The sequence below is a fragment of the Peribacillus sp. FSL E2-0159 genome (assembly GCF_038643155.1).
GTDB lineage: Bacteria > Bacillota > Bacilli > Bacillales > DSM-1321 > Peribacillus > Peribacillus simplex.
On record NZ_CP152053.1, the window covers coordinates 1420042 to 1434514 of the forward strand.

Below are 14473 nucleotides of genomic sequence, written 5' to 3' on the forward strand. Positions count from 1 at the left end.
GGAGGAAATCTCCTCTCTTTATAACTTAAGGGGGGATAATGAGAAGAAAACCCAGATTACTGAATTTAAACAAAAGATAAAGTAAATGGATTAAATTGTCACATCCCATATCGATATAAAGATTATTACAGATATAAAAACAAAACACGATGTTAATGTAATCAGCTATTTTACATATTCAATAGATATCTCACGCAATAAAGAAAATTTATTGAATGGGACATACCATATTCGTAACTTGGGAAATAAACTTGTCAAGAATCCATATATTTGTATTAAACTACCTCAAAATTCTCCATTTACAATGTCCTGTTCTTTTCCCGACTACTTCAGAATAAGTAAGCATAAAAATAAATGGGAGGAGGAAATCTCCTCTCTTTATAACTTAAGGGGTGGTATATTGTGAAGAAAACCCAGATTACTGAATTTAAACAAAAGATTAAGCAAATGGATCAAATTGTTACATCCAATATCGATGAATTTAAAAAAATTATTACAGATATTAAAACAAAACACGATGTTAATGTAATCAGCTATTTTACATATTCATTAGATATCTCACACAATAAAGAACAAGAAAATTTATTGATTGGGACATACCATATTCGTAACCTAGGAAATAAACCTGTCAAGAATCCATATATTTGTATTAAACTACCTCAAAATTCTCCATTTACCTTTTCCGGTAAAATTATTAACAATAAAAATAAAAATAAAATATTAATGAGCGCTCCTGGTGCCTGGGAACGAATCAACGATGAAGCAAGTAGTCAAGAATTTTGGCTGAAACCGGTTAATGTACAATTATTGCCACCTTCAGAAACGATTACCTTTCAAAACTTCCAATTGAAGTGGATTGCCTTAGACTCCTATTCAGGCAATATTATGGGATTCACCTATTGTGATGAATTTAAAGAAGGCAAACCAGCAATCAATCAAATTTCAATTAGCGGTAATATTAATTCGTGAGGTGAAAGCAATGGAAAATAAAGATGCTCAAGAACAAAACCTGTTGTTTAAACAATTAACCCATAAATTTATTAAAGAGCAGCTGGAAGATCTAAAAAATAACAAAAACGACAAAAACGGAAGTTTTATTTATTTGGAAAGCAAAACTTTAAACATGTTTATATTGTATATGTTACTTAACTTGGAAAATAAAAAAAGTACCATTATAGGTAATGATGATGATGATGATGAGACTGTTTTTTTGCCCGAGGAACTGGTAAAGGACATAGATTCTGTTATTGATAGGAACAAGTTAGCTATTGATGAACTAATTAGCTTATTAAAAGAAGATGAGTAATTATTACTTTTTTTGTTGTTTCAGGTGGATATTGGAAAGTAACCATAATTTTTTTTATTGCATAATGTAAGGGAAATGTGCTTTTGACCACTATGTAATGGGAGGCTTAGAAATTGAAATCAAATTATCCCCCTAACTTCAATATGGTGAATGACCCTATCCAGTTGCAACAACAAATTATTCACTACAGATCGGAAATTACGAAGTATAGAGATATTGTGAACAATTATAAAAAAAATTATCATTATTCACAGTTGGATGAATTAAAAAAACAAAATTTTCAGTTGCTCGAGGAAAAGCAAGAAATTTCGCAGAGATTAAACGGTATAAGTATAAAGATGCAGAATTATATAAAGGAAACCGAAACGAATAATGCAGCTATTAAGCGTCTACAGGATGATATTTTTGGATATAAAAAAAGACACACAGATTTTGAAAAAGAAATCTCCATTCTTGACAAGGAGCGTCAATCCTATAAAAAAATAAATCATTCTTTAAATGATGAAATGAAAGCATTGTCCGAAGAATATAAAAACTTACTAAATAAATTGAAGTTGTCCGAATCGAAACTTCAGAAATTAGAATCTGAAGTATATGTATTATCAAAAGCAAATAAAAATCAACAAATAACGATAAATCAGTTCGAGACTAAAAACAAGGACTTAAACGAGAATCAAAAACAGTTACATTCTTCAATAAAACAGTTGGAATCAAACCTGAAAAACGAGCAACTCCAACAACAGCCACTTCATGAGGAAATTAAAAAACTTCGTATTGAGCTGAATGGAAGCAATGAAAAAATCATCTTGTTTGAGAAAGAAAATACCCATTTAAACTCCAATATTTTGCTATTGAAGAAGGAACAAAAACAATTAGAAGTATCGTTCGCCCAAATAACGGATGAAAAGAACGATATAGAATTAACAACTTTTGAATTGGAACAAAAGTTAAATGATGAGAAAAAGCAAACCCAAAAAGTAAGTGCGGAAAATGATCGATTGAGAAATGATATTACAAATATAAAAGCTTTACGTCAACAGGATCAACATTTTATAGAGGAAAAAGAGGAAACTATAAAAAAATTAAATAGTAAAATCATTTCACTAAAAGAGGAAAATGAAGCCTTTAACCAACAAGAAGAAATTAATAAAGAAACTAATAAGCGACATCAAGATGAAATTCTTAAATTAAATAAAATAAACACAAATCTTGAGGGTGAAATATCTACACGAGATAAGGATCAACAGTCCTTAAAAAAAGTTAACCAAGAGTTAAAGGATGAAGTTACTGCATTATTTAAAGACAACCAACAATTAAAAGATGAGGTACAAACGGCCGAGTCTGAATACCTCGAATTGCAATTGGAGGTAGAACAATTAACGGAGACCAATCAAACTTATCAAAATACTGTAATTCAATTGGAGAAAGAAAACAATGAATTAATCGGGAAAAACAAAGAATTAGTTTCTTCAAACAATCAGATAGAGTCGAATCAAGAAAAGGAACGAATAAAGTTCCAGGAATCGTTAGATCAAATGAATAGTGAAAAAAACGAACTGAAATTAACAACACTGGAATTGAAGCAAAGGTTAAATGATGAGAAAAGGGTATCCCAAGAATTATCTACACAAATAGATTTTTTAACAGAAAATGAAACAAAAATGAAAGCACAACATCAACAGGATCAACAGTCCTTAAAAAAAGTTAACCAAGAATTAAAGGATGAAGCAACTGCTTTATCTAAAGACAACAACCAACTAAAAGATGAGGTACAAACGGCCGAGTCTGAATACCTCGAATTGCAATTGGAAGTAGAACAATTAACAGAGACCAATCAAACTTACCAAAATACTGTAATTCAATTAGAGAAAGAAAACAAAGAATTAATCGGGAAAAACAATCTGTTAGAGTCAAATCAAGAAAAGGAACGAATAAAGTTCCAGGAATCGTTAGATCAAATAAATGGTGAAAAAAACGAACTGAAATCAACAACACTGGAATTGGAACAAAGGTTGAATGATGAGAAAAGGGTGTCCCAAGAATTATCTACACAAATAGATCTTTTAACAGAAAATGAAACAAAAATGAAAGCACGACATCAACAATTAAAAGATGAGTTACAAACGGCCGAATCTGAATACCTCGAACTGCAATTGGAGGTAGAACAATTATCGGAGACCAATCAAATTAACCAAAATACTGTAATTCAATTGGAGAAAGAAAACAATGAATTAATCGGGAAAAACAAAGAACTAGTATCTTCAAACAATCAGTTAGAGTCAAATCAAGAAAAGGAACGAATACTGTTTCAGGAATCGTTAGATCAAATAAATAGTGAAAAACTCGAACTGAAATCAATAACACTGGAATTGGAACAAAGGTTGGATGATGAGAAAAGGGTGTCCCAAGAATTATCTACACAAATAGATCTTTTAACAGAAAATGAAACAAAAATGAAAGCACGACATCAACAATTAAAAGATGAGTTGCAAACGGCCGAGTCTGAATACCTCGAACTGCAATTGGAGGTAGAACAATTATCGGAGACCAATCAAATTAACCAAAATACTGTAATTCAATTGGAGAAAGAAAACAATGAATTAATTGGGGAAAACAAACAGCTAGAGTCAAATCAAGAAAAGGAACGAATGCAGTTTCAGGAATCGTTAGATCAAATAAATGGCGAAAAACACGAACTGAAATCAACAACACTGGAATTGGAACAAAGGTTGGATGATGAGAAAAGGGTGTCCCAAGAATTATCTACACAAATAGATCTTTTAACAGAAAATGAAACAAAAATGAAAGCACGACATCAACAATTAAAAGATGAGTTGCAGACGGCCGAGTTTGAATACCTCGAATTGCAATTGGTGGTAGAACAATTATCGGAGACCAATCAAACTTACCAAAATACTGTAATTCAATTAGAGAAAGAAAACAATGAATTAATTAGGAAAAACAAACAGCTAGAGTCAAATCAAGAAAAAGAACGAATGCAGTTTCAGGAATCGTTAGATCAAATAAATGGCGAAAAACACGAACTGAAATCAACAACACTGGAATTGGAACAAAAGTTGAATGATGAGAAAAGGGTGTCCCAAGAATTATCTGCACAAATAGATCTTTTTACAGAAAATGAAACAAAAATGAAAGCACAGCATCAACAGGATCAACAATCCCTCAAAAAAGTTAACCAAGATTTAAAGGATGAAGCAGCCACGCTATCTAAAGACAACAAACAGCTAAAAGATGAGTTGCAAACGGCCGAGTCCGAATACCTCGAATTGCAATTGGAGGTAGAACAATTATCGGAGACCAATCAAACTTACCAAAATACTGTAATTCAATTAGAGAAAGAAAACAATCAGTTAGAGTCAAATCAAGAAAAGGAACGAATACAGTTTCAGGAATCGTTAGATCAAATAAATAGGAAAAAAAAAGAGCTGATATCAACAACACTGGAATTGGAACAAAGGATGAATGATGAGAAAAGGGTGTCCCAAGAATTATCTACACAAATAGAGCTTTTAACAGAAAATGAAACAAAAATGAAAGCACAACATCAACAGGATCAACAGTCCTTCAAAAAAGTTATCCAAGAGTTAAAGGATGAAGCAACCGCATTATCTAAAGGTAACCAACAATTAAAAGATGAGTTGCAAACGGCCGAGTCTGAATACCTCGAACTGCAATTGGAGGTAGAACAATTAACGGAGACCAATCAAACTTATCAAAATACTGTAATTCAATTAGAGAAAGAAAACAATGAATTAATCGGGAAAAACACTCAGTTAAAGTCTAATCAAGAAAAGGAACGAATACAGTTTCAGGAATCGTTAGATCAAATAAATGATGAAAAAAACGAACTGAAATCAACAACACTGGAATTAGAACAAAGGTTGAATGATGAGAAAAGGGTGTCTCAAGAATTATCTACACAAATAGATCTTTTAACAGAAAATGAAACAAAAATGAAAGCACAACATCAACAGGATCAACAATCCTTCAAAAAAGTTATCCAAGAGTTAAAGGATGAAGCAACCGCATTATCTAAAGACATCCAACAATTAAAAGATGAGGTACAAACGGCCGAGTCTGAATACCTCGAATTGCAATTGGAGGTAGAACAATTAACGGAGACCAATCAAACTTTCCAAAATACTGTAGTTCAATTAGAGAAAGAAAACAATGAATTAATGGGGAAAAACAATCAGTTAAAGTCTAATCAAGAAAAGGAACGAATACAGTTTCAGGAATCGTTAGATCAAATAAATGATGAAAAAAACGAACTGAAATCAACAACACTGGAATTGGAACAAAGGTTGAATGATGAGAAAAGGGTGTCCCAAGAATTATCTACACAAATAGATCTTTTAACAGAAAATGAAACAAATATGAAAGCACAACATCAACAGGATCAACAGTCCTTCAAAAAAGTTATCCAAGAGTTAAAGAATGAAGCAACCGCACTATCTAATGACAACAAACAACTAAATGATAAGTTAAAGACGGCCGAGTCTGAATACCTCGAATTGCAATTGGAGGTAGAACAATTATCGGAGATCAATCAAACTTATCAAAATACTGTAGTTCAGTTCGAGAAAAAAAACACTGAATTAATCGGGAAAAACAAAAAATTAGAGTCTAATCTAGAAAAGGAACGAATACGGTTTCAGGAATCGTTAGATCAAATAAATGGTGAAAAAAAAGATCTGAAATCAACAACACTGGAATTGGAACAAAAATTAAAAGATGAGAAAAGGGTGTCCCAAGCATTATTTATACAAATAGATCTTTTAACAGAAAATGAAAAAAAAATGAAAGCACGCCATCAACAGGATCAACACTTTAAAGAGGAAACCATTAAAAACTTAAATAGCAAAATTATTTCACTAAAGGGGGGAAATGAAGCCTTAAGAGAAAAGATAAAACGTGAGAGGGCTACCCATTTTATACCTTCAATAGAGCATGCCCCTGACAGTTTACAGTCAAGTGATAAAGTAGGAGGTTTTGGTGCTTTTGTGCAATTAGAACAGCAAATTCATGGAATGCTGAAACAATCTTTTGAATACGAAGAAAAATTGGATTCCAGGATTCTTTTAATAAATGAACTAGAGAATAAGTTACAAGAATTAACAAAAGAAATCGAAGAAATACAATCAAATTTAGCGGTACAAGAAACACCTTCCGATAACCCAGTAAATGAAAGTTAGCATGTACGAAAGCAACTAACTAAAAAGAAATATAACCGAAAAAATGGCGATATTTATATCGGCATTTTTTCGGTTATATCCATTCACTGCGTTAATTAGATATAAAAGTACTACTAACAAATAGGAGAGTGAGAAATATGCTGCATTTCAAACAATTAGAGCTTTCCTTTTTAGTCCCTCTATAATTATGGCTTAAATATGTTTATTAACAGATTAATCCCGAGGATCCTTCCCTTGATCCAGTATACAATCGAAATACCGTAAACATCGATTAGGAGATGAAACATTAGACATCGTTCTTGAACGGGTAGTAACAAGCTCTAGTAAAAGGGTTCACATTATCCCTAGCTTGACATTTGAGCATATGCAAAGCTCGACGAGGGTAAGAAGGACGTATAAGCGAATTGAGCCATCATGTGCTAAACGAAGCATTGTCAGTTTTTGGGGGCTATAAGCCGGGAGCAAAATCAAAGTCATACTCGACCCGAATCATTTCAACCGATCAAAAGGAAATGGTTATCGGATAACAAACTCGAAGAATGCATAAATGAAACAGATCCATGGGATGAAAAAAAATCCAGACCCATAACCATATGACATAATTTTATCTCCCTTTTATAATTTAGTAGAGAAATTCTTTTCTCTCTTATCATATAGTATTTAGTAGAGGTAGATTTTGACCAAGCTTGTACCCATAGGGAATAGCACATTTATTCATTTAAGTCGTGTGATGTAAAGAAATTTAGAAATAAACTCATTTCGTAGGTGCTTTGAAAACGTTGAATTACGAAAATCAAGCTTCAAGTTGTACAGAAACTGCGCGTGACGGTGAATCGTTCGTTGCATGACGTTACCCACTTTGGTACACTATGCAAAAGTGCATTTCACTTTGATAGCTAGGAGGATTTACTATCGAGTGGCATAGATAATATGTATATCTTTACATAAATCATGGTCCTTGTAAGCGGTGGGGTGATCCAAAACGAAACATGAAATGGACCTCGTTTTACTGCACTCACTGAAGACTTGTGGAAATTAGGGAATAAAGGGACAAAACCTCATTATTTTATGATATAAAACCCATTAACAACTTAACATTTTAAATGTGTTTGTAAGGAAAGACCATCTGTTCCCTCATACAGCAGGAGTTGTATGGGGGCTTGTATTTTATCAAGAATTTTCTGTTTAGAGGGCTATACAGTAATAGGAGGAAGCAATGAACAATTATAAATTGACCATTCAATATGATGGCGGGCGCTATAAAGGCTGGCAACGACTCGGTAATAGTGATGATACGATTCAAGGAAAAATAGAAAATGTATTAACGGAAATGGTAGGGGAAAAAATCGAGATCATCGGATGCAGCAGAACGGATGCCGGTGTACATGCCCTTGCTCAAATCGCCAATTTTAAGATCGGTGAAAATTTGACTGAAGCTGAAATCATGAATTATTTGAATAGATATTTACCAAGAGATATCAGCATTGTCGAGGTCAGGCTAGTTCCTGAACGTTTTCATGCCCGTTATAATGCTAAGGATAAAACCTATTTGTATAAGATCTGGAACGAGCAATATACAAATCCTTTCATGCGAAAGTACAGTATGCATGTAGAGAAAAAGCTGGATATCACAAGAATGAAAAAAGCATGTCAACATTTTATAGGTGAACATGATTTCACTGCTTTTTCAAATGCAAAGTCTAAGAAAAAATCCATGGTGCGTGAAATATATTCCATTGATATAGAAGAAAATGCCGGTTTCATCCAAGTTATAGTGCGAGGCGATGGATTTCTTTATAATATGGTTAGAAAGATTGTCGGGACGTTGATAGAAGTTGGGTTGGGTGAAATAGATGCTGAAAGTATACCAAGTATTTTAGAGTCAAAAGAAAGAGTCCAAACGGGCCGTATGGCGGAGGCAGCTGGGTTATACTTGGTAAAGGTTGATTTTTAGACCAAATATTGATGCATCGGTTAATGCATGTAAAGTGTACAGGCAGTAGAATAAGGGAAGTAAAAGGGAAGAATGGTAAAAAAGAAGGAGAGATTTTCATGAGATTAGCAGGAAAGAAAATAATCAGTCTTGTGCACCATGATTTTGAAGATTTAGAGCTCTGGTATCCGATTTTACGACTAAAAGAAGAAGGAGCTATTGTTCACCTCGCTGGAGAAAAGGCGAATGAAACATACATTGGAAAATATGGTGTACCAGCTATATCTGAATATGAGTATGGCAGTATTAAGGCTGAAGAATATGATGCCATTCTTGTACCGGGCGGATGGGCACCTGACAAAATCCGCCGGTTTCCCGAAGTGATATCACTTATCCAAAGCATGGAAGAAAATAAAAAACCCATCGGGCAAATTTGTCACGCTGGTTGGGTGTTGATCTCAGCTAAAATTTTACATGGGAAGAATGTAACGAGTACACCGGGCATTAAAGATGATATGGAAAATGCAGGGGCAACTTGGATAGATAAGCCCGTCGTCGTAGATGGAAACCTTGTATCAAGCAGGCGTCCGCCTGATCTACCGGATTATTTAAGGGAATTGATAAACGTGATTGAAAAGAGTTAAATCATCCTAGGCTGAAAAAGTGGTTTTTTCTTCTGGAAAAACCACTTTTATTATTTCTGCTATCCAATTGCCCGAATGTGAAATATTAAAATAACAAGGAGTATTTTCACGCATTTATTCCAGTTTAATTTTATGAAACAAAATGGACAGGGAAGGGTCCCGGGTTCGAATCCCTCACAGTTCATCCGAATGGCGAAAGCAATGTTCATGCCGATTTTTATTTTTCCAATATAAAAGACTACACAGAACTCCACTTATGGGCGCATTTGGACTCAGCTTTTTCACAGATTACTTTTATTAAGATATTAGTTGTACAGGGTTTATGTTATATCTAGAGGGACCGTGTGATACAAGGTAATGGAAATTACTGATGGAATATCTGAAGCTGTTTATTGGTCAAACCATGATATAGGTTGGTTTATTGTTAAGATATTTATTATTAATCTTGATTGTGATTTGAAATGCAAAAAATCATTCTCTTGAATGATCCTTAATCAAATCAATATACAAATTTCCTTTTGTCCCTACGACAGCATACGAGATATCAAAAACATCAAGGTTTCTTTTTGTGAGTTCAGTCATTAACCATTCGTCATCGTAGGAATGTTTGTATAAGTTATCATATAAAATCTTCCCGTCATAGACCAGTTCAATCGGTACAGTTCCTGCTGAGGGCAGTAAAGGTAAATCCTGCTTGGTGGTATTTTGGTATTGTTCTTTTTTTAATACAGAAAGGGAGCCATTTATCTCTAAAATGGCACATTCCACTTCTTCTATGTTGAAGATATCTTTTCCACGCAAAGCCTGATTAAGAGAATCCAGTGAATATCCCATTCGTTCCATTGACTCTTCGAGAATTATTCCTTTTTGAATTAAGGTAGCAGGTTCTCCAGCGATCCATTTCCCGAAGCGCGGATTTCGAACCGCTAGAAGATTCAGCATAAAAACGACGGTACCCATAATAATAATTGCAATGATAAAATACAGGAATTTAATTTTAATATTGAATGCTAGATTTCCTGCAATTGTCCCCATCGTAATTGAAGCAATATAAAGGTGATAGGTACTCTGGGCAATCGTCTGTTTACCGAGGAGATGGACAAATACCCATAATAAAATAAAAGAGGTAAAGGTTCGAAAGATGATTTCAACAGCTTCTGACATGACTATTTCTCCCTTACAAAACTCCCGACAGTTAGTTTGTGATAGTATGTTCTTGCACCTTGCCGTTTATTCTGTAACTAAAAAGGAAAAAGACAAGAAATCGTTTTGATTTGGGAACCCATCTTACATAAATTGATAGATTGATTCAATAGGTGCGATAGATCAAGAATAAAGTTAAACAAATAAAAAGAAGCAAGTAGTTCGATACTTGCTTCTTTTTATTTGTTTCATAAATCCATGGATATGTTTACTTAGTATCGATTAAGAAATTTCTTCGAATAATAGTATCAAAATACATTTGCACGGGGGTATGTTTTGAGAAATATTCGGGAAATTTTCATTGACGATTTAAAAAGCATTTATAAAAATTTCTTTGTTTGTATCGTAGTAGTTTTTCTCATGTTCATCCCTTCCATTTATGCATGGTTTAATATTGTCGCATCTTGGGACCCATATGCAAATACGGAAGGAATTCTTGTCGGTGTTGCCAATAATGATAAAGGTGCGGAGTTAAATGGCGAAGCCGTGAACATAGGCAAGGAAGTCATAGAGGGGTTAAAGGAGAATAAGGATTTAGGCTGGAGATTCACTTCGGAAAAAGAGGCGAAAGCTAAGGTGGAAAAGGGGGATTATTATGCATCCATCATCATTCCGGAGAACTTTTCCGAACATATTGCGACAATCATGACCGATGACCCTAAAAAGGCGGAGATTGATTACTATGTGAATGAAAAAATCAATTCCATTGCTCCTAAAATTACGGCAGCGGGTGCAAACAGCATTGTGGACAATGTGAGCAAAACCTTTATCAAATCGGCCAGTGGGAGTATCCTTGCGATCTTTAATGAACTGGGAATCACATTGCAAAACGAGTTGCCGACAATTCAAAAAATGAAGAATATGGTGTATTTATTAGAGGGTCAACTGCCTGAGCTTGAACAAAATATCAAAACCGTTCAAACACATGTTAAAAAGGCTGAAGATATCATTAAGAAGGTCAATGATGGATTGGATTCAATAGAAGGAATAACGTCGCAGAAGGACAAATTGGTATCGGACGTTTCTAGTTATGTAGATTCAACAAGGCAGGCATTCGAAGGAATCAATTCCCTCTTGAAAAATGATATTGCGAACATCAGGAGCGATAATGAATCCGTTTTAGTACTGGCAAAACGGTTAACGGGTCAGGATTTGCCTGACAATGAGTCGAATCAGCTAGTGGAACAAGGGGTAACGAGGATAAATAAAGAGCTGTACCTTTTGGACAGTATGTATAATTTATTGGTGAGAGTAAATAAATTTAATGAGAAAAACTTGCTTCAGCCAGAAATTCAACTAGTTGATGAATTAAGGGATAATACTTCGAACCAACTTCAAGCTCTGGATAACCGATCCTTCGGCAATCTTATCGAACTTGGCGGGAACAATGATCAAGTTTTGGCGAACTTCCAGGAAAGTTATTCAAAAGAAACAGCGCCAAAATTCAATGAAATCTGGAACGAAACGGAATCAATATTGAATAATGTCCAGGTCACGATGGCGGAGGGAACCAAGGTTCTTCCTGAGGTGAGGACGCTGTTGAATGAGACCAATCGAACACTGGAAACACGTACAGGGGATATCGATAAGTTAATGAATAAGTTTCCGGAAATCGAAACGAAAATAAAGGCTCTAGCTTCTAAAATGAGGGAAATCGATAAGTCTTATGATATGGAAGAAGTGATTGATTTCCTAAGGAATGATATTGAACAAGAAAGTGAATTTTTTTCAGAACCAGTGCTGCTCAATAAACACAGTCTCTTTCCGATTCCGAATTATGGATCCGCCATGTCTCCTTTCTTTACGGCACTTTCCCTTTGGGTCGGCGGTACAATATTGATTTCCATGCTTAGCGTGGGTGTTTCTCAAAAAGTCTACAGTCCGTATCAAATTTATATCGGGAGGTATCTTATATTTTTCATCATTGGGGTAATGCAGGCTCTTAGTGTTTCCATTGGGAATATCATCCTTATCGGTGTTTATGTAGCGGATAAATTTGAGTACATCCTGTTTTCTGTTCTGATAAGTACAGTATTTACACTCATTGTCTACACCTTCGTATCCGTTCTTGGAAATGTTGGAAAAGGGATAAGCGTCGTCTTGATGGTCCTTCAAATATCAAGTTCTGGCGGCACTTTCCCCATTCAAGTCACTCCGCCCTTTTTTCAACATATAAACCCTTTCTTGCCATTCACCTATGCTGTGGGTTTACTTCGTGAATCTGTTGGGGGAATAACATGGAGCGTAGCTGGCAAGGATATTTTTATCTTAATTCTCTTTTTAATAATCACGCTCATATTAGGTATCATTTTGAAAAAGCCTCTGCATGCAAGGACACAAAAAATGAAGGATAAATTGTATGGAAGCAGGATTTTTTAATGTTATAGAAGTGGATATTAAAATTAGCCTGAACCCTTACAAGGGCTCAGGTTTTTTATTTGCTGAATGGAATTTGCCCGTATATTTTTATGTGAGTTTGGAATATTTATCAATAAATTGACAGTTAAATAGAAAGATACCGATAAATTAGAATTTTTGCATTTTTATAGTTGACAAAAACCATTGGATTAATCATTATTAAGAAATAATGTTTAGTAAATCGATGTGATGTAAAAGTGGGGTGACTTTATGTATTTAACAATAGATGGCATTGAAAAAAGTTTTAAGAATGAAAAGAAAGAAAGCATAAAGGTGCTCGATAAGATAAACATAGAGGTCGAGAAAGGAAGCTTCGTTTCGATCGTCGGCCCTTCAGGATGTGGAAAATCCACACTCCTTTATCTAATTGCCGGCCTTGACAAGGCAGATGTAGGTGAAATACGTGTAGCTGGGAAAAAAGTGATGAAGCCAGGTCCGGAACGGGTCGTAGTGTTTCAAGAGGCAGGGTTATTTCCTTGGTTGACGGTCCTTGAAAATGTTACATACGGATTGAAGTTAAAGAAAATTCCCAATGAAGAGGCTAAAGCCAAGGCATTGGACATTTTAAAGATGGTTCACCTCAGCCGATATGTTGACTCCTATCCACATCAACTCTCAGGGGGCATGAAACAGAGGGTAGCCATCGCAAGAGCGTTGGTGATGGAACCGGATATCCTGTTGATGGATGAGCCATTCTCTGCACTTGATGAGCAAACAAGGATGGTCTTGCATAAAGAGCTGCTCGAAATCTGGAGAAAAACTAAAGTGACAATCTTTTTCGTGACCCATAATATTCGTGAGGCTGTACAGCTTTCCGAAAAAATCATCGTCTTTGCAACCCGTCCCGGGAAAATTAAAGAGACGATTTCCGTCCCTTCCATGAAAGATGGGGTTATGCCGGATAGTGTAACTTTGCATACAGAACAAAGGGTTCTATCGATTTTACAGGAGGAAATTGAGAAAGTGCTGAAGGAGGAAATGGGGAATGATTACAGCTTTAAGACGAATCATATTCATCGCGATGATAGCGGGGATATGGGAAGTCACATCTAGACTTTCCAGTCTTCCGGAATTCATGTTCCCAAGCCTGACTCAGGTTTTGGAAACTCTTTTTAATGGACTGATGAGCGGACAAATAACCGAAGCGATCGGAAAAAGCCTTGGCCGTATCCTGATCGGCTTTACGATTGCCATTATAGTAGGGCTAATATTAGGATATTTCATTTGGCGCTTTAAATTGGTTGAAGACACTTTAGGATTCGTCGTGACGGCATTACAGTCCATCCCGAGTATCGTCTGGTTCCCTTTAGCGATTATTTGGTTTGGATTGAATGATTTTTCGATTCTTTTTATCGTCACCATCGGCGCTACTTGGACGATGACGGTTAATGCAACTAGTGGATTCCGGAATGTACCCCAATTGTATCAGCGGGTTGCCAAAACATATGGATCGACAGGATTTCATTTTCTTCGTACCGTGATTTTACCAGCATCCGTCCCGCAAATAATATCCGGTCTGCGAATTGCATGGGCCTTTTCCTGGCGTGCATTGATGGCCGGTGAATTACTTGGCGGGGGAGGCGGTCTTGGACAAATGCTGGAAATGGGCAGATCACTGGGACAAATGGATTTGGTCATCTCTGTGATGATCATCATCGCAATCATCGGAACAATCGTGGATAATGTTGTCTTCTCCCGCCTTGAACGTAATGTTCAACTGAAATGGGGAGTGAATCAACGGTAGTTTAGTAAA

General features: G+C 35.4%; 9 protein-coding genes. 8 read left to right on the forward strand and 1 reads right to left on the reverse strand.

Annotated features, from left to right (window positions below; all coding sequences use genetic code 11):
* Window positions 1-402 precede the first annotated feature (402 nt).
* From NYE63_RS07100 to NYE63_RS07120, 5 genes are all read left to right on the forward strand, one after another.
* On the forward strand, window positions 403-969 hold the full coding sequence (locus tag NYE63_RS07100; RefSeq protein WP_342604611.1) for a hypothetical protein: 567 nt from the start codon (window positions 403-405) through the stop codon (window positions 967-969).
* Between the two features lie 10 nt (window positions 970-979).
* A complete protein-coding gene (locus tag NYE63_RS07105) occupies window positions 980-1306 on the forward strand; it encodes a hypothetical protein (RefSeq protein ID WP_342604612.1) in 327 nt (108 codons plus the stop codon).
* 113 nt (window positions 1307-1419) lie between these two features.
* Window positions 1420-6522 (forward strand): hypothetical protein, encoded by a 5103-nt coding sequence (locus tag NYE63_RS07110; protein WP_342604613.1) that lies wholly within the window; start codon window positions 1420-1422, stop codon window positions 6520-6522.
* A gap of 1216 nt (window positions 6523-7738) precedes the next feature.
* Window positions 7739-8476, forward strand: coding sequence for a tRNA pseudouridine(38-40) synthase TruA (gene truA / locus NYE63_RS07115; protein WP_342604614.1), 738 nt, complete (start codon window positions 7739-7741; stop codon window positions 8474-8476).
* 98 nt (window positions 8477-8574) lie between these two features.
* Window positions 8575-9099 carry a type 1 glutamine amidotransferase domain-containing protein gene (locus NYE63_RS07120; RefSeq protein WP_063232117.1) on the forward strand — a complete coding sequence of 175 codons (525 nt, stop codon included), beginning with the start codon at window positions 8575-8577 and terminating at the stop codon, window positions 9097-9099.
* Between the two features lie 471 nt (window positions 9100-9570).
* On the opposite strand, the gene NYE63_RS07125 is transcribed toward NYE63_RS07120, so the two are convergent.
* Window positions 9571-10263 carry a DUF421 domain-containing protein gene (locus tag NYE63_RS07125; protein WP_342604615.1) on the reverse strand — a complete coding sequence of 231 codons (693 nt, stop codon included), beginning with the start codon at window positions 10261-10263 and terminating at the stop codon, window positions 9571-9573.
* Between the two features lie 315 nt (window positions 10264-10578).
* Here NYE63_RS07125 and NYE63_RS07130 point away from each other — a divergent pair, with 315 nt between their 5' ends.
* The 3 genes from NYE63_RS07130 to NYE63_RS07140 all read left to right on the forward strand — a co-directional run bounded on the left by NYE63_RS07130 (window position 10579) and on the right by NYE63_RS07140 (window position 14464).
* The gene (locus NYE63_RS07130) at window positions 10579-12681 is read left to right on the forward strand and encodes a YhgE/Pip domain-containing protein (RefSeq protein ID WP_342604616.1); all 2103 of its coding nucleotides are present in this window, start codon (window positions 10579-10581) and stop codon (window positions 12679-12681) included.
* Between the two features lie 249 nt (window positions 12682-12930).
* Entirely contained in the window at window positions 12931-13773 is an 843-nt protein-coding gene (locus NYE63_RS07135) for an ABC transporter ATP-binding protein (protein ID WP_063232114.1), read from the forward strand.
* On the forward strand, window positions 13706-14464 hold the full coding sequence (locus NYE63_RS07140; protein WP_342604617.1) for an ABC transporter permease: 759 nt from the start codon (window positions 13706-13708) through the stop codon (window positions 14462-14464). Before NYE63_RS07135 ends, NYE63_RS07140 begins: the two co-directional genes overlap by 68 nt.
* Window positions 14465-14473 lie beyond the last annotated feature (9 nt).

Coding starts and splice junctions, on each gene's coding strand:
- NYE63_RS07120 (WP_063232117.1), top strand. CDS start 8,575: ATGAGATTAGCAGGAAAGAAAATAATCAGTCTTGTGCACCATGATTTT.
- NYE63_RS07135 (WP_063232114.1), top strand. CDS start 12,931: ATGTATTTAACAATAGATGGCATTGAAAAAAGTTTTAAGAATGAAAAG.
- NYE63_RS07140 (WP_342604617.1), top strand. CDS start 13,706: ATGATTACAGCTTTAAGACGAATCATATTCATCGCGATGATAGCGGGG.
- truA (WP_342604614.1), top strand. CDS start 7,739: ATGAACAATTATAAATTGACCATTCAATATGATGGCGGGCGCTATAAA.
- NYE63_RS07105 (WP_342604612.1), top strand. CDS start 980: ATGGAAAATAAAGATGCTCAAGAACAAAACCTGTTGTTTAAACAATTA.
- NYE63_RS07125 (WP_342604615.1), bottom strand. CDS start 10,263: ATGTCAGAAGCTGTTGAAATCATCTTTCGAACCTTTACCTCTTTTATT.